We start from the raw sequence: 14,806 nt of genomic DNA on the forward strand, positions 1-14,806 counted from the left end.
AGGAGACCTATTCCATAGAGGATGATTCCGACAATACTTGAAGCGAGCGCGGACCGCAGCATGAGCCCCCTGTAAAGAACACACCGAAAAGAAAACTACGGAGCGCTATCTCGGTCATCTTCGGTGTCGGGTTCGAGAAAGAACGAAATCCCATGACAGACCATGGCGATCACCCATACCACGGCGGCGTACTTCGTGAAGATGGAGACCTCGCCCTCGCTCCAGGCCTCGAACTTCGCTATACACCACAGAAACCCCAGGACGGCGGCCTGAAGACAGGCGATCAGCAGCCATCTCTTCTTGTCCCTCATCACGGGGCCGCCATCGGAAGGGAGGCGAAGACGCTGTCGCCGTTCGACCGTGGATCCGGCGAGGGCCCGACCGCGCTCCGGGGGCCGGCGCGATCCGGGAACGCGACGGCCGAAGCCGCCGTCGCGCGGTTCGAGAAACGACGCATGAGGGTGCCGTTCGATATGAGGGGGATGTGAGTATCCGCGAGAAGAAGATTCCCACGAATAAAAACGGACATTAGCGACAGTCGATCCCCCTGTGCAAGTCCCACGGAAGCGTCACCCTGGACACGAGCCCGGTGAACATCCTTCCCGAGCCGCTCGAACCCACCGGGTGGGCGCTCTCGATACCGCACCGGGCGGGCCACGCACCTCTGTGGAGGGCCCGCCGGTCTCACGACTCAGGGCGGTTCCTCGGTCTCCGCGACCCAGGCGGTCTCCGAGATCACCGCGTAGTGGTTCGTCATGGGGAGTTCCCCGCCCTCCACCTCTCCCGACTCCGTCTCGACCGTGACCACCAGGGGCGTACCGGTGTCGGGGTCGAACATGATCCGACGCTCCAGCGTCCAGGCCTCGTCTCCGGGTCGACCGGTGCCTCGGTGTACAGGGGCTGGAGGGCGCAGAAGAGGGTCGTCTCCGATGTTCCGTCGTCGTAGCGCTCCCTGAAGAAGCGGGTGAAGACGGCCCCTTCGACCGGGGCCTCGGGGCCCGCTTCGGGAAATCCTCGAATACCGCGGGAACCGGGGACGGGTGGTGGACGACTCTCCTTGTGCCGACCGAGTTGTCGCCCCGACGAGGAGGATTCATGCGGGTCCCCGCGACCGTGCTCTGCGCCACCATCACCACCCTGTTGCTCTCACCGGCGCCGGCGCTGGCCCATGACGCTCTGATCGCCTCGTCCCCGGAGGACGAGCAGACGCTCGACTCCGCTCCGGAGGAGGTCCGGCTCACCTTCAGCGGCCGTCCGATGGACGTCTCCACCGCCGTGCTGGTCCTGGACTCCGAGTCCGAGGCCGTGGCCACGACGGAGCCGCTCGTCGAGGAGCACGACGTCAGCGTCGAACTTCCCCCCGAGATGGCCGATGGAGGGTACGCGGTCCGCTGGCGTGTGGTCTCCAGCGACGGACACCCGATCAGCGGCTCCTTCACCTTCCAGGTGGGTGAGGGCGGGCCTCCGCCTCCCGATCTGGAGGCCGCTCCGCCCGCGGAACCCGACGGCGAGGACGACACCGACGCCGCCGCGGCCCCCGCCACCGCCGGGCTCCCCCGCGAGGCCGTCCTGTCCCTGGTCGGAGCCCTGATCGGGCTCCTCTTCTACACCGCCTACCTGCGCTTTCGCAACGCCGCCGGTCGTGTCCCTCGACCGGCCGGCCAGATCACCCCGAACGAAACGGAGACCCGATGACCATGACCGCCCTCACCACGCGTTCCCTCCTGGCGCCGACCGCCCTGAGCGCGGCCCTGCTCCTGGGCGCCTGCGCCTCTCCCGCCCCGACCGAAGAGGAGGCCGCCGTTCAGGAGGGTTCCGCCCTCCAGGCCGAATCGGTCTCGATCACCGACCCGTGGATCAAGGCGGCCTCCGCCGACGACGGCATGACCGCGGCCTTCGGTGTCCTGATCAACGAGGGCGAGGAGGACGCCGTCATCGTCGCCGCCACCGCCGAGGAGATCTCCGCCATGGTCGAACTCCACGAGGTCGTCGACGGGGACGACGGCAACACGCTCATGCGGGAGAAGGACGGCGGTTTCTCCGTGTCCGCCGGATCCGAGCACGAACTCTCCCCCGGCGCCGACCACATCATGATCATGGACCTGACCCGGGACCTGGAGCCCGGGGCCGAGGTCGCCGTCACGCTCGAATTCGAGGACGGTTCCACTCAGGAGTTCACCGCCCCGGTCAAGGACTTCGAGGGCGCCAATGAGAACTACGACGGCGACCACGAGGGGCACGGGGACTCCGATGAGGACCACGGGGGTCACTGATGGAACGTCCGGCCGAGAACGGCCCCCGGCCCTCGCGCAGAAGGGTCCTGCTGGGCGGCGCGGCCGCCGCCGGGGTGGGCGCGATGACCCTCGGCGGTGGTGACGCCCTGATCCGCTCGCTGCGCGCGCCGGCGGAGACGGTCGCGAACGCGGAGCGGGTGCACGGCGGACGCACGTACCCCTTCCACGGCGCCCACCAGGCGGGGGTGGCGACCCCGCCCCAGGCCCACGCCCGATTCATCGGGGTCGACCTGAAGAAGAACGTGGACGCCGACGGGGTGCGGCGCCTGCTCACCCTGCTCTCCGACGACGCCTCCCGGCTCACCCGGGGCGAGTCCGCGTTGGCCGACACCGAACCCGAACTGGCGACGGCCCCGTCCGGGCTGACCGTGACCTTCGGTTTCGGGCCGGGGCTGGTGGAACGCGTCGACCCGAAGGCGGTCCCGGACTGGCTCGGCCCGTTGCCGGAGTTCGAGACCGACCGTCTGGAGGAACGCTGGTCCCATGGCGACCTCCTCCTCCAGGTGTGCTCCGACGACCCGTTGACGCTCTCGCACGCCGTGCGCATGCTTTTGAAGGACACCCGTGCCTTCGGTGAGGTCCGGTGGTCTCAAGAGGGCTTTCGCCGCGCGTACGGAGCCGAGCCCGACGGGACCACCATGCGCAACCTCTTCGGCCAGGTCGACGGCACGGTCAACCCCGGGCCGGAGGACGAGGATTTCGACCCCCTCGTCTGGTGCGGAGCCGAGTCCCCCGGATGGCTGCGAGGTGGGACCGCCCTGGTCCTGCGGCGGATCTCCATGGACCTGGACGAGTGGGACCGGCTCGACCGGCCCGGCCGGGAGGACTCGGTGGGGCGTCGGCTGGACGATGGCGCGCCCCTCACCGGGGGGAGCGAGCACGACGAACCCGATCTGGAGGCGACGACGCCGCTCGGGTTCCCGGTGATCGCCGAGTACGCGCACATCCGCCGCGCCCGCTCGGAGGATCCGGACGAACGGATCCTTCGCCGGGCCTACAACTACGAATCGGCCACCGGAGAGGACGCCGGACTGCTGTTCGCCTGCTACCAGCGGGATCCGGACCGCCAGTTCGTCCCGATCCAACGCCGCCTGGACGAGCTCGACCTGCTCAACGAGTGGATCACCCACATCGGTTCGGCGGTCTTCGCCCTTCCGCCGGGTTGCTCCGAGGGCGGTTTCGTCGGACAGACCCTGTTCGAGGGCTGAGGGCGCGTCTCGCGGGGCCGGGTCTCCTCCCGGCCCCGCCGCTCCCCCGGCGCGGGTGGAACGGGGTGGATCCGTCGAGATCTTCACCGCGGGCCGTTCTCGTCTCGGGGGACGGTGTTCTCCGAGGATGGAATTCCAGAGCGAATAAAAGCTCCCCCGAAAAAAGCGGCTCAGGCCTTCCCGGGGTCGATGTCTCGAATGGAACCGACTTCCAGAACGGACCACGTACGCCACGAAGGGTCACGACTCGTCACTCTTCTCCACAGCCGCAGGACGGTCACCTCCGCGCTCCCCCTGATGTCCTCGTGGAGGAAGAAAACGAGTTCCGCCCGCCCCGCACACGTTTCGACATAAAGGTGTTCCAGCATGTCCTCGGGGTCGGAGCGTGCGTAGACCTCCTCCTTGATCTCCCCACAGGGAAACGGACCGCGAACGGACAACCTCAAGCGTACGATTCTCATGCTATTCTCCGCCCGTTCGCCAGGACATCGTTAACCCGACGGAAAGATACGAGCAAGCGATTTCTGTCCTGAAGAGGCCACGAACCACTCTTGCGAGCACCCCCCGAAGACTCCACAATTGGCACGCAAGTTTCACAGAGATCGTGTCGCCGTACCCATAAGTCGACAGGCTCGCCGTACCACGCGGCGCGGTGGGTCGATGCGGAAGAGGCGACCGGAGGAGAGTCGTGTTCGGATCGATCGGAATCGGTCAAGACGCGGTGAGCGTTTATCGAGCGATGTTCGCCGAGCCCCATGCCGGTGTGAGCGACCTCGGACGCATCCTGGACTGGCCGACGGAACGGGTACGGTCGGCGCTCGACGAACTGGCCCGACTGTCGTTGATCCGACGTTCGTGGGAGCAGTCCGAGAAGCTGGTCCTGGTGAGACCCGAGTTCGGCCTCCAGACGCTGCTGTGGCAGCAGGAGGCCGAGTTGTTGGAACGGCAGCGAGAGCTGGCCACCGCGCGCACGGCCATCACCCAACTGATCTCCGAGTTCGAGGAGAGCCCCGGCACCCGCGCGGTGATGGACATCGAACAGCTCCACGGCATCGACGCCATCCGCCTGCGGATCGAGGAGCTCGTGCACGACTGTCGTCACTCGCTCTGGACCTTCGCGGACGGAGGCGCCCAGACCCAGGACAACCTCGAGGCGAGCCTCCCGCTGGACCGGCTGTTGCTCGAACGAGGCGTCGAACTGCGGGACGTCTACCTCGACAGCGTGATGAACGACCCCAAGACGGTCCAGTACATCTCCCGGCTGACCGAGCTCGGAGCCCGGATCCGCACCGTGCCGACCCTGCCGACCAGGATGGTCCTCTTCGACCGCGCCATCGCGCTGATCCCCACCGATCCCGACGACACCTCCGCGAGCGCCCTGGTCCTGCGCGGTTCCGGCGCCGTCACCGCCCTGATGGCCCTGTACGAGTACGTGTGGGAGGAGGCCCGACCCCTGGGCTCCTCGGTCACTCCACGTGACCCTCATGGCCTCAGTACGCAGGAGCAGGCGGTGGTGAACCTGCTGGCGGAGGGCAACACCGACGAGACCATCGCCCGCAAACTCGGGGTGTCCGTGCGCACCGCGCGTCGGATCACCGCGGACCTCAGCCGCCGTCTGGGCGCTCGAAGCCGCTTCCAGGCCGGCGTCCTCGCGACCGCGCTGGGGTGGATCGACACACGTTCCCTCGGCGGGGTCACGGAAGGGCGGAAGGTGCGATGAACGCCGACCGGCCCGGCCGTGGAGGTCATCCCGTCACCAGGGGGACGGAACCCTCCGGTCGACCTCGCGGCCGCCGTCGAGGCTCGGGGGGCGCCGGGCTCGCGCCGAGCACCTCCTGATGAAGGGTCTGTAGTTCAAGCGAAGGCTCCAGGCCGAGTTCCTCCGAGAGGGCCAGTCGCAGCCGCCGGTAGGCCGTCGACGCCTCGTCCCGGCGCCCGGCCCGATGCAACGCGTGGATGAGCCGGCCATGGAACCACTCGTTCAGCGGATACTCCATCGCCAGAGAGCGCAGCTCTCCGATCGACTCCCGTTCACGCCCCAGGAGGAGCTCGGCGCGGATGCGCAGTTCCTGCGCGTGCAGCCGTTGTTCCTCCAGACGGACGGCGTGGGGTTCGATCAGCGGTCCGCGGGAGACGTGGGCCAGGCAGGGGCCGGACCACAGATCCAGCGCCTCACCGAGGCGCTTCGAGGCCGCGTCGGTGCGCCCCTCCTCGAGGAGGCGTCTCCCCTCGCCGAGCAGCCGTTGGAAGACCAGCGCGTCCACCTGTTCGGGAGAGACCCGCAGCAGATATCCGGAGGAGCGGGTGAGCAGGTACTCGGGTTCCTCCGTGGCCGTGTCCACCTCTTCGATGGCCTTGCGCAGCTGACACACGTAGGTCTGCACGGTCGTCACCGCGCTCTTCGGCGGGTGATCCCCCCAGAGCTCCCTGACCAGGACACTCATGGGTAAGGGATGGTTGGCTCTCAGAAGCAACAGGGCCAGGACCTGGAGGACCTTCGGAGCCTTGGGGGTGCACTCCCGATCGTCCTTCAGAATCTCCAACGCGCCCAGAATCGTAAAGTTCACCGACTCTTCTCTCTTTCGGACGAACGCTCCGGGAAAAAAGGGGACGGGAGCCCCATAGGGACGCCCTCCCCTCTCCATCGACCCTTTCAGGTCACTGCCAACCGGCGCCGCACTCCTCGCAGGAATAACCCTCTCCGGCCAGGACCCCGGTGGAATTCCGCTCGACGATCGGTCCACCGTCCACGAGAACACAGGCGGCGGTGATACCGACGACACAGAAGAAGTTCGTGATCTTGCCCATGAAGGTCTCTTCCCTTTTTCGTGAGCCGAGGAGTCCACGGCATCGAAGATGATTCTGCGACTTCTGGGGTTCATCGCGCGGCTTCGGAGTCGGTGAGGGCGCTCTCCGAACCGCCGATCTGATTTCCATCATCGACGTTCACGAGTCGACTGTCAGCACGATCGACTGGCCTACTCCTGCAATGGCACCAAGCTGCCATGTGAGGACCATGCCCCACCTGCCCGAAGGCCCGAGGGCACGAGAGGGCCCGTCTCGGAGGAGGCCGCCCCGCTCCAGGGGACACCCGGGCGAACACCTTCGGGACACCGGGGACGGAGAGGGACACCGTCCACGTCCTCCCAGTTCAGAAGGGTCCTCTCCCCCTGAGGATCCACTTTCTCCCCTCTCTCACCATCCGTCTCCTCGGTGATGGAGATCCCCTCCGACACCCCGGGGACGGCGGCGCCCGGGCCCACGCGGGCACACGCCGACCCCGCCCGCGCCGCGCTCGAGAATCACTGGAGCCCTCGTCCAGAATCGGTCGAAGAACGACCTTGGAAAACGAGAATCCCCTTGTCCGAGGTTCGCACCTCCCCTTTTTCCCGTTCCACACCGAGGGAATTTTCAGAAACGGTATTGCCAAGCCGTGACGACGTTACCTATGTTCTGCTCTGGCAGTCGAACGTTCTTCGGCATCTCCGCTCCGCCCAGGGGGAGACATCTCTCCCGCATCGGCCTGGAAAACCTCCCGTTCGACGTATGAGCCCATACAGGAACATCCACCGTTCTCATGACCGAGGAGGCGATGACCATGGCCACTCCCACCCTTTGGGAATCGATTCGAGAACATGCCCGCCGACGACCGGAGGCAGTGGCGCTGAGGTTCGCCGAAGGAGAGATGACCTACCGGCGACTGGTCACGGCGGTGAACACCGCCGCCCCCGAGGTCCCTCCCCACGGCGTCCAGGTCGTACGGGCCGGCCGTGACGGACGGGCCGTGATCGAGACCCTCATCGCTCAGAGGTTCCGCCGTCCCGCCCTCCTCGTTCCGCACGACGCGGGCGCCGAATACGTCTCCCGGATCGACCGGGACCTGGCCGCCTTCGCCGACGCCCCCGGCGCGTGGCGGAACGTGTACGGCCTGTGGACCACCACCTCCGGTTCGACCGGCAGCCCCAAGATCGTCGCCCACGATCCCGAGGGCGTCGACCGCTTCGTCCGTTGGGCCCGCGATCACTTCGACCTGGGACCCGACACGGTCTCCCTGAGCCTCTCCCCGATCAACTTCGACATCGCCACCCTGGACGTGTGGGCGGTCCTGGCCGCCGGCGGCCAGGTCGTCTTCGCCCCTCAGGAGGACCTCACCAACGGTCCGGCTCTGGCCGCGATGGCCCGCACGTACGACGTCGGCCTCCTTCAGGCCGTACCGGTCGTCCTCACCCTCATCGCCCGTGCGGGCGCCCCCGTGCCCCGAGTCCGCCACGTGATCTCCACCGGCGACTTCTATCCCCTGGAGACGCTGCCCGCCCTGGACTCGACCTTTCCCCGGGCCGCGCTGTGGAGCGTCTACGGCAGCACCGAGATCAACGACGGTTTCCTCCTCGACCTGCGTCGGGCCACGCCCGGAGAACTGGGCCGCCCCATCGACGGGGTCCGCCACCGCGTCGACGGTTCCGATGGCGGCGAACTGCTCGTGTCCACCCCCTTCCAGGCGTTGGGATACGTCAACGCTCCGAACGACGTGTGGCGGACCTTCGAAGGTCGACGCGAGTTCCGTACGGGCGACCTGGTCACCGTCGACACCGACGGCACTCTGCGCCTGACCGGACGGAGCGACCGTCAGGTCAAGGTACGCGGTGTCCGCCTGTCCCTCGACGCGATCGAAACGGTGCTGCGTCGACAGGACGGCGTGGTCGACGCCGTGGTGACGGCCCACGCCAAGGGGTCCGGCGACCGGGAGCTCATCGCGGCCGTGCTCGTCGACCCGGGCGCCTCCGTGTCCAACCTCGCCCTGCGTTCGGCCGTCTCCTCGGCCCTGACCCCCACGGCCGTACCCGGACGGACCTTCCTGACCACGGAACCCTTTCCGGTGACCGGGACGGGAAAGACCGACCGGAACGGCACCATCAACAGATTCCTCGAAAGGCGAACGCCATGACCGACGATATCCGAGACCGTATTCGGGAACGCATCGTGACCGTCCACGCGCCGGACCTGGCCGGGGAGAACATCCCTCGCGACTACGACCTTCTCACCAGCGGCGTCATCGACAGCCTCTCCCTTCTGGCACTCGTGGAGTGGATCCAGTCCTCCTTCGACGTGCCCGTCACCGACGTGGAGATCTCCCCCTCGAATTTCCGCACCATCGACGCGATCGCGGATTTCATCGAAACCAATACCGGACAGCGGATCTGACCCGTCCCGAGAATTCAGTTCGACAGATCGAGAAAGAGAAGAAGACATGTTCAAGCGTTCCAGAGAGAAGACCGAGACCATCGACTGGGGCAACGGCACCAGCGAACGGCTGTTGGTGGAGGAGGACGGCCTGGGGTTCACCGTCGCCCACACCGTGGTGCGCGCGGGGACCGTCTCCCGACTCCGGTACGCGAACCACCTGGAAGCGTGTTACTGCATCGGGGGGAGCGGGTTCGTCGAGAGCAAGGACGGCGGTACCCGCATCGACCTCTCCCCCGGCGTCCTCTACGCCCTGGATCAGCACGACCCGCACCTGCTGATCGCCGGCGCCCACGAGGATCTGGAGCTCGTCAGCGTGTTCAACCCGCCGCTCCGCGGCGACGAGCGGCACGACCTCACGTCACCCGACTTCTCCTCCTACTGACCGGACGTGCCCGACATGGTGATCACCACAGCGGCACCGCCGCGAGACGAGGGCATCGCTCTCACCCGCCTACGCGAGCGCATCGAACGGGTCGCCCCCACCATCAACCGAGGTCATCTCGAACGGGACCGGCGGGCGGTCTTCTCCCGAGAGGTCTGGGAGGAGCTTGCGGGCACGGGCCTGTTCGGTTCCTTCCTCCCCGAGGAGGTCGGAGGTCAGGCCTGTTCCCTGACCGACCTCATGCACGTGGTCGAGCACCTCGGCTACACGGTCCGTGACGCGGGGCTGAACTTCAGCGCCGCCACGCACCTGGCCAGTACCGGGTTCGCGCTCAACGGGTTCGCGAGCTCCGAACTCCGCCGTCGCCACCTGCCGACGATCGCCACCGGAGCGGCCATCGGCTGCCACGCCATCACCGAGCCCGAAGCGGGGTCGGACGTGCTGGCCATGGCGACCACCGGCCGGACGGACGGCGACCACATCGAACTGAACGGGCTGAAGACCTACGTCACCAACGGCCCGGTCGCGGACCTGGCGGTCGTCTACGTTCGCACCTCCGACACCCCCGGCCCGCTCGGTCTGAGCGCGGTACTCGTCCCCCGAGGCACGCCCGGCGCGGACTTCGGTCCGGCGCTGGACAAGTCGACCCTGCGCACCTCCCCCTTCGGGCGGCTGCGTCTGACGGGATGCCGTGTCCCCCGGGCCAACGTCATCGGCGCGGCGGGGACCGGATTCCTGATCCTCGACCGAGTGATGACCTGGGAGATCCTGATCGCCTTCGTCATCAACGTGGGCGAGATGCGCCATCGTCTGGACCGGGTCGTGAAGCGGGTCGAGACCCGGCGCCAGTTCGGCCGACCGCTCGCCGAGTTCCAGAGCGTGCGCGACACCGTCGTGGAGATGCACATGGCGACCCAGAACGCCCGGCGGGCCCTGCACGCCGCCGGGGAGGCGGTCGCCGCCGGGCACAGGGCCACCGCGGAGACGGCGATGGCCAAGATCCTCACGAGCGAGGCCAATATCCGTACCGCTCAGGCCGCCGTCGAGCTGTTCGGCGGCGAGGGCGTGCTCACCGACACCGGCATGGAGATCGGGGTCCGTGACGCCCTCGGCGGCCCCATCTATTCCGGATCCAACGCCGTGCAACGGCAGAAGATCGCCAAGGCTCTGGGCCTGTGACCGAAGGACAGACGTGACCGAGACCCGAACACCGACGGAACCGACCTACTTCCTCGACCACCAGAGCCCCGAAGTGCGGGAGTTCGTCGACCGGGCCCTCCCGGATCGGAACGCCTCGCCCCGTGAGATGGCCGTACGGCTGCACGACGCCGTGCGCGACGGTATCCGCTACGAGGTCTACGACGCCGATCTCACCCGTGAGGGCGTCCGCGCCTCCGGCGTCCTCAAGCGCGGGCAGGGGTTCTGCGTCCACAAGTCCATCGTCTACGCCGCGGCCGCCCGCTCGGTGGGCATCCCCACCCGGCTGGTCTACGGGGACGTGCGCAACCACCTGGCCTCCGAGCGTCTCCTCGAGCTCATGGGCGGCGACCTCTTCACCTTCCACGCCCTGGTGTCGGTGCGGATCGACGGCGCCTGGATCCGCGCGACCCCCGTCTTCAACACCCTGCTGTGCCGTCTCTACGGGATCCGGCCGTTGGAGTTCGACGGTCGCGACGACAGCTACTACCACCCCTTCGACGAACAGGGGCGTCGCCACATGGAGTTCGTCCGGTGGCGCGGCGAGTACGACGACTTCCCCTACGACACCGTGGTCGGCGGTATCGCCGCCAACCATCCGAAACTCGTCGGCCCGGAACTGGTGACCGCCCAAGGGTCGCTGGCCGATGACGCCCGCCGTGAGCGTGGAGAGTGAGAGGAGTGGACATGAGCAGTCCCGACCGGTCGGCCGTCATCGTCTCCGACGAGGTCCGTGCCGCCGTGGAGAACCGCGAGGCCGTCGTCGCCATGGAGACCTCCGTGGTCGCCGGAGGCACCTACCCGAACAACCTGGAGACCGCGCTGGCGGTCGACCGATGCGCTCGGGAGGAGGGGGCGGTCCCCGCCCGGGTCGCGGTGATCGACGGCGCCCTGCGTGTCGGGGTCTCGGACGAGGAACTGGAACGGCTGGCCAAGGCCTCCGACGACCAGAAGATCAGTACCCGGGACCTGGCGATGGCCCTGCACGGCGGACGCACCGGCGGAACCACGGTCTCCTCCGCTCTCATCGGCACGGTCGCCGCGGGGATCAGGGTGTTCGCGGTCGCGGGCATCGGGGGCGTGCACCGAGGGGCCGAGGTCTCCTTCGACGTCTCCACGGACCTCACCGAGTTCACCCGCTCGCCCGTGGCGGTGGTCTGCGCCGGTGCCAAGTCCATGCTCGACCCCGCCCTGACCCTGGAGTACCTGGAGACCGTGGGCGTGCCCGTCATCGGATACCGGTCCGACGACTTCCCCGGCTACTACACGCGCAGCACGGGACGGCCCGTCCCCCATCGCCTCGACGACCTGGCGGAGCTGGCGGGGGTCGCGCACCGGCACTGGGCGGCGGTCTCCCCCTCCTCCGTGGTGGTCACCCACCCCATCGAGGAGGAATGGAGCATCGACGCCGACCTGCTCGACACGCTGGTGGAGGAGGCGCTGCGGGAGGCGCACGAGGCCGGGGCGACCGGGGCCGCGCTCACCCCGTTCGTCCTGTCGGCCATCGCCAAGGCCACGGACGGGCGCAGCGCGCGGGTCAACCGCGCGGTCCTGGAGTCCACGACCCGGCTGGCCGCCCGGCTCGCGGTCGCGGAGACCGCCGTCCGCGCCGAAGCGTCCACGAAGGCGACGGTGGGGTCGTGAAGCGCGCACGCGGTGTCCTCTTCGACCTGGACGGCACGCTGGTGGACTCGCCCTCGGTGATCCTGGCCGCCTTCCACGACGCCTGCGCCCCTTACGGCGCGGTACCGCTGCCGGCCGACGCCCGAGGCCTCATCGGCAAGCCCCTCGACACGATCCTGCCCCTCCTCATCCCCCGAGGCGACGAGACGGTGTGGGAGGCGGCCAAGGCGCTCTTCCGCGAGTCCTTCGCCCGCCGCAGCCGGGCCGCCGCCTCGACCCTGGTCTTCCCCGGTGTCCGGGAGCTGTTGACGGACCTGTCCGAGGAGGGCGCCCGGATCGCGGTGGTCACCAGCAAGATCACGCGCAGCGCCCACGAACTCCTGGAGTCCACGGGGCTGGACCGCCACCCCGACCTGGTCATCGGACACGACCTGGCCGCCCGGGGAAAACCCGCCCCGGACCCGGCCCTCCTGGCCGCGGACTCCCTCGGGCTCCGCCCCGAGGAGTGCGTGGTCGTGGGCGACTCCCCCGACGACGTCACCATGGCCGTCGACGCCGGCATGACGGCGATCGGGGTCGACTGGGGTGTCGCCGACGCCGAGGCCCTGTTCTCGGCGGGCGCCCTCCTCGTCGCCGGCTCCGTCCTCGAACTCGCCGGTCATCTGCACGATCCGGCCCTGCAAACCGCCACGAAAGCGACTCGATGAACACGGTCCTCAGATCCACGGCAAGTCCCCAGGCGATCGGTGCCCTCACCGTTCTCTGTCTGGCGCAGTTCCTCATCGCGCTGGACTACTCCATCATCTACGTCGCCATGCCCAGCGTCGGGCACGACCTCGGTCTCTCCTCCTCCGTCCTCCAATGGATCGTCAGCGCCTACGCCCTCCTGTTCGCCGGCCTCCTGCTGGTGGGAGGACGCGTCTGCGACCGTGTCGGCGCCAAGCGGGTCTTCCTCGTCTCGGTCATCGCCTTCGGCGCGGCCAGCGCCCTGGGAGGCTTCGCCCAAGAGGGCATGGCGCTCCTGATCAGCCGAGGCGCGCAGGGGCTGTCGGCGGCCTTCCTCCAGCCGGCGACCATCGGCCTCATCAGCGCGACCTTCGCGGCCGGTCCGGCCCGCTCACGCGCCCTGTCCATCTGGGGCGCCATCGGCGCCTCCGGTCTCGCCGTGGGCGCCATCCTCGGTGGCGTCCTCACCGAGTTCTCCTGGCGATGGACCTTCCTCATCAACATCCCGCTGACCCTGCTGGCCGCCCTGGGCGGTCTGCTGTGGCTGACCGCCGCCTCCCGGCAGGACCGGGCGGGACGCGTGCCCCTGCCCGCCGCGATGATGGGCACCGGCGCGCTCCTCGCCCTGGTCATCGGTCTGACCCTGGTGGCGGACCCGGGTACCCCGGGCATGTACGCCGGAGTCGCCTGCCTGGTCGCCGTGGTCCTGGGTCTGGCCTTCCTCACCAACGAGGCGTGGTCCGACAACGTGATGGTGGACCGGTCCCTGCGGCGCACCCGCTCTCTCGGAGCCGGCGTGGTGGCCACCTACCTGTACATGGCCAGCGTGGGCTCGGAGTTCTACCTGGTCACACTCCTGCTCCAGAAACTGGAGGGCTTCACACCGCTCCAGGCGGGACTGGGCTTCCTCCCCCTGGCCGTCATGGTGACCTTCGGGAACATGGCCGCGGGCCGCGCGGTGGAACGCATCGGCGCGGGAACGACCATGACCGTGGGCTTCCTGATCAGCGTCGTCGGCCTGGCGTTGCTCGCCGCCATGCTCGGGTCGGGCACCTACACCACCCACCTGCTGCCCGGCCTGCTGCTGAGCGGCTTCGGACACGGGGTCATCTACACCTCCATGTTCGTCATCGGCACCAGGGACGTACCGGACCGGCACCAGGGCACGGCCGGAGCGCTCATGACCACCTCCCAGTACCTGTCGGCGGCGGTCACGGTCGCCCTGCTGACCATCATCCTGGGCACCGACCCGACGGGCGTGGAGTTCCGCTGGGCGTTCGGGCTCACGGCCGCCTTCGCCGCCGCGGGCATGCTCATCTCCCCGCTGATCCTGCGCCGTCCGGAGAAGAGGCCCGTGGAGGAGGTCCGGGTATGAGGACGAGACTCGGCCTCCTGGTCATCCACAACGACCCCGTCCCCGAGATGGAGATCTGGCGTTCGGTCGGGCCCGACACGAGCGTGCACACCGCGCGCTTTTGGACCCCGCGTCCCTTCGGAACCGAATTCACCGGCCTGGACGTGGAGGAGCTCCTCTCCGGCACCGGCATGGACGTCGCCGTACGCCAACTGGGCGACCTCGACGTCCACGCGCTGGGCTACTGCTTCGCCAGCAGCAGCGTGTTCGGCGGGACGGCGTTCGACACCGCCTTCGGCGCACACGTCGAGCGGCTGTCCGGTGGTGTTCCGACCGTCACCGCCGGCCAGGCGATCCGGGAGGAACTGGCCCGGAACCGGGCCGACGGGATCGCCGTGGTGGCCCCGCCCTGGTTCAGCGACGGCACGTTGGAGGCCATCCGCTCCTACCTGCCGGTGCGGGTACGCCAGATCATCCGATACGAGCTGCCTGTGGAGTGGGACGGCATCGAACGCCCCGACCTCTTCGACCGGGGGGCGCGCTTCGCCGTGGACCAGGACGAACTCGAACGCCAGATCCTCCAGAGGCTGGAACCGGGCATCGACACCCTGCTCGTTCCCGGTGGTGGTTTCGCCAGCCTCACCGCCGCCGAACGGTTGCGCCGGTCACGGAGACTGAACGTCATCTCCTCGAACTCGGCCCTCCTGCGCGCCATGGAGAGACGCGCCGCCTCCGTCGCCCGGGCGACCCCGGTCCCCTGATGGACCGAGGCCCGTGG

The 14,806-nt window shown here is 68.5% G+C and carries 18 protein-coding genes; 14 read left to right on the forward strand and 4 right to left on the reverse strand.

Annotated features, from left to right (window positions below):
• Window positions 1–152: 152 nt before the first annotated feature.
• Window positions 153–488 (forward strand): hypothetical protein, encoded by a 336-nt coding sequence (locus U9J66_RS04305; RefSeq protein ID WP_326337099.1) that lies wholly within the window; start codon window positions 153–155, stop codon window positions 486–488.
• Window positions 489–691: 203 nt separating this feature from the next.
• Here the strand turns inward: U9J66_RS04305 and U9J66_RS04310 are convergent, their stop codons facing one another.
• Window positions 692–838, reverse strand: a complete 147-nt coding sequence (locus U9J66_RS04310) for a hypothetical protein (protein WP_017536036.1) — start codon at window positions 836–838, stop codon at window positions 692–694.
• 257 nt (window positions 839–1,095) lie between these two features.
• Here U9J66_RS04310 and U9J66_RS04315 point away from each other — a divergent pair, with 257 nt between their 5' ends.
• Genes U9J66_RS04315 through U9J66_RS04325 form a run of 3 tightly spaced genes read left to right on the forward strand, consistent with a single transcriptional unit; the run spans window position 1,096 to window position 3,502 of the window.
• Window positions 1,096–1,695 carry a copper resistance CopC family protein gene (locus U9J66_RS04315; RefSeq protein WP_326337100.1) on the forward strand — a complete coding sequence of 200 codons (600 nt, stop codon included), beginning with the start codon at window positions 1,096–1,098 and terminating at the stop codon, window positions 1,693–1,695.
• The gene (locus U9J66_RS04320; protein ID WP_161111796.1) at window positions 1,692–2,273 is read left to right on the forward strand and encodes a copper chaperone PCu(A)C; all 582 of its coding nucleotides are present in this window, start codon (window positions 1,692–1,694) and stop codon (window positions 2,271–2,273) included. The genes U9J66_RS04315 and U9J66_RS04320 overlap by 4 nt, the downstream gene beginning before the upstream one ends.
• Complete coding sequence (locus tag U9J66_RS04325; protein WP_326337101.1) at window positions 2,273–3,502, forward strand: Dyp-type peroxidase; 1,230 nt, start codon at window positions 2,273–2,275, stop codon at window positions 3,500–3,502. The genes U9J66_RS04320 and U9J66_RS04325 overlap by 1 nt, the downstream gene beginning before the upstream one ends.
• Before the next feature lie 170 nt (window positions 3,503–3,672).
• Here U9J66_RS04325 and U9J66_RS04330 read toward each other — a convergent pair whose 3' ends face one another.
• Entirely contained in the window at window positions 3,673–3,963 is a 291-nt protein-coding gene (locus tag U9J66_RS04330; RefSeq protein ID WP_017536032.1) for a hypothetical protein, read from the reverse strand.
• A gap of 260 nt (window positions 3,964–4,223) precedes the next feature.
• On the opposite strand from U9J66_RS04330, the gene U9J66_RS04335 reads away from it, so the two are divergent.
• Complete coding sequence (locus U9J66_RS04335; protein ID WP_326337102.1) at window positions 4,224–5,222, forward strand: helix-turn-helix transcriptional regulator; 999 nt, start codon at window positions 4,224–4,226, stop codon at window positions 5,220–5,222.
• Between the two features lie 25 nt (window positions 5,223–5,247).
• On the opposite strand, the gene U9J66_RS04340 is transcribed toward U9J66_RS04335, so the two are convergent.
• Both U9J66_RS04340 and U9J66_RS04345 read right to left on the reverse strand, forming a co-directional pair.
• Window positions 5,248–6,069 carry an AfsR/SARP family transcriptional regulator gene (locus tag U9J66_RS04340; protein WP_326337103.1) on the reverse strand — a complete coding sequence of 274 codons (822 nt, stop codon included), beginning with the start codon at window positions 6,067–6,069 and terminating at the stop codon, window positions 5,248–5,250.
• Window positions 6,070–6,160: 91 nt separating this feature from the next.
• Window positions 6,161–6,310 carry a hypothetical protein gene (locus tag U9J66_RS04345; protein WP_014911133.1) on the reverse strand — a complete coding sequence of 50 codons (150 nt, stop codon included), beginning with the start codon at window positions 6,308–6,310 and terminating at the stop codon, window positions 6,161–6,163.
• An 877-nt stretch (window positions 6,311–7,187) separates the two neighbouring features.
• On the opposite strand from U9J66_RS04345, the gene U9J66_RS04350 reads away from it, so the two are divergent.
• The 9 genes from U9J66_RS04350 to U9J66_RS04390 are packed head-to-tail and all read left to right on the forward strand — an operon-like array spanning window position 7,188 to window position 14,789.
• A complete protein-coding gene (locus U9J66_RS04350; protein ID WP_326337104.1) occupies window positions 7,188–8,447 on the forward strand; it encodes an AMP-binding protein in 1,260 nt (419 codons plus the stop codon).
• Window positions 8,444–8,704: an acyl carrier protein gene (locus U9J66_RS04355; RefSeq protein WP_017536028.1), complete on the forward strand. Its 261-nt coding sequence runs from the start codon at window positions 8,444–8,446 to the stop codon at window positions 8,702–8,704. The genes U9J66_RS04350 and U9J66_RS04355 overlap by 4 nt, the downstream gene beginning before the upstream one ends.
• Before the next feature lie 46 nt (window positions 8,705–8,750).
• Window positions 8,751–9,128, forward strand: a complete 378-nt coding sequence (locus U9J66_RS04360; RefSeq protein ID WP_014911885.1) for an ectoine synthase — start codon at window positions 8,751–8,753, stop codon at window positions 9,126–9,128.
• 15 nt (window positions 9,129–9,143) lie between these two features.
• Window positions 9,144–10,307 (forward strand): acyl-CoA dehydrogenase family protein, encoded by a 1,164-nt coding sequence (locus tag U9J66_RS04365; protein ID WP_326337105.1) that lies wholly within the window; start codon window positions 9,144–9,146, stop codon window positions 10,305–10,307.
• A 13-nt stretch (window positions 10,308–10,320) separates the two neighbouring features.
• Complete coding sequence (locus tag U9J66_RS04370) at window positions 10,321–11,001, forward strand: transglutaminase-like domain-containing protein (protein WP_014908965.1); 681 nt, start codon at window positions 10,321–10,323, stop codon at window positions 10,999–11,001.
• 11 nt (window positions 11,002–11,012) lie between these two features.
• Complete coding sequence (locus U9J66_RS04375) at window positions 11,013–11,969, forward strand: pseudouridine-5'-phosphate glycosidase (protein WP_326337106.1); 957 nt, start codon at window positions 11,013–11,015, stop codon at window positions 11,967–11,969.
• Entirely contained in the window at window positions 11,966–12,655 is a 690-nt protein-coding gene (locus U9J66_RS04380) for an HAD family hydrolase (protein WP_326337107.1), read from the forward strand. Before U9J66_RS04375 ends, U9J66_RS04380 begins: the two co-directional genes overlap by 4 nt.
• Window positions 12,652–14,049 carry an MFS transporter gene (locus U9J66_RS04385; RefSeq protein WP_014909513.1) on the forward strand — a complete coding sequence of 466 codons (1,398 nt, stop codon included), beginning with the start codon at window positions 12,652–12,654 and terminating at the stop codon, window positions 14,047–14,049. The genes U9J66_RS04380 and U9J66_RS04385 overlap by 4 nt, the downstream gene beginning before the upstream one ends.
• Window positions 14,046–14,789, forward strand: coding sequence for a hypothetical protein (locus U9J66_RS04390; protein WP_326337108.1), 744 nt, complete (start codon window positions 14,046–14,048; stop codon window positions 14,787–14,789). The genes U9J66_RS04385 and U9J66_RS04390 overlap by 4 nt, the downstream gene beginning before the upstream one ends.
• Window positions 14,790–14,806 lie beyond the last annotated feature (17 nt).

This window comes from Nocardiopsis sp. LDBS1602, from assembly GCF_035818715.1.
Classification (GTDB): domain Bacteria; phylum Actinomycetota; class Actinomycetes; order Streptosporangiales; family Streptosporangiaceae; genus Nocardiopsis; species Nocardiopsis alba.

What these genes read in the sequence shown, in the direction of transcription:
- U9J66_RS04305 (WP_326337099.1), top strand. Translation starts at nt 153, where the DNA reads ATGACAGACCATGGCGATCACCCATACCACGGCGGCGTACTTCGTGAA.
- U9J66_RS04310 (WP_017536036.1), bottom strand. Translation starts at nt 838, where the DNA reads ATGTTCGACCCCGACACCGGTACGCCCCTGGTGGTCACGGTCGAGACG.
- U9J66_RS04315 (WP_326337100.1), top strand. Translation starts at nt 1,096, where the DNA reads ATGCGGGTCCCCGCGACCGTGCTCTGCGCCACCATCACCACCCTGTTG.
- U9J66_RS04320 (WP_161111796.1), top strand. Translation starts at nt 1,692, where the DNA reads ATGACCATGACCGCCCTCACCACGCGTTCCCTCCTGGCGCCGACCGCC.
- U9J66_RS04325 (WP_326337101.1), top strand. Translation starts at nt 2,273, where the DNA reads ATGGAACGTCCGGCCGAGAACGGCCCCCGGCCCTCGCGCAGAAGGGTC.
- U9J66_RS04330 (WP_017536032.1), bottom strand. Translation starts at nt 3,963, where the DNA reads ATGAGAATCGTACGCTTGAGGTTGTCCGTTCGCGGTCCGTTTCCCTGT.
- U9J66_RS04345 (WP_014911133.1), bottom strand. Translation starts at nt 6,310, where the DNA reads ATGGGCAAGATCACGAACTTCTTCTGTGTCGTCGGTATCACCGCCGCC.
- U9J66_RS04350 (WP_326337104.1), top strand. Translation starts at nt 7,188, where the DNA reads ATGACCTACCGGCGACTGGTCACGGCGGTGAACACCGCCGCCCCCGAG.
- U9J66_RS04355 (WP_017536028.1), top strand. Translation starts at nt 8,444, where the DNA reads ATGACCGACGATATCCGAGACCGTATTCGGGAACGCATCGTGACCGTC.
- U9J66_RS04360 (WP_014911885.1), top strand. Translation starts at nt 8,751, where the DNA reads ATGTTCAAGCGTTCCAGAGAGAAGACCGAGACCATCGACTGGGGCAAC.
- U9J66_RS04365 (WP_326337105.1), top strand. Translation starts at nt 9,144, where the DNA reads ATGGTGATCACCACAGCGGCACCGCCGCGAGACGAGGGCATCGCTCTC.
- U9J66_RS04375 (WP_326337106.1), top strand. Translation starts at nt 11,013, where the DNA reads ATGAGCAGTCCCGACCGGTCGGCCGTCATCGTCTCCGACGAGGTCCGT.
- U9J66_RS04385 (WP_014909513.1), top strand. Translation starts at nt 12,652, where the DNA reads ATGAACACGGTCCTCAGATCCACGGCAAGTCCCCAGGCGATCGGTGCC.
- U9J66_RS04390 (WP_326337108.1), top strand. Translation starts at nt 14,046, where the DNA reads ATGAGGACGAGACTCGGCCTCCTGGTCATCCACAACGACCCCGTCCCC.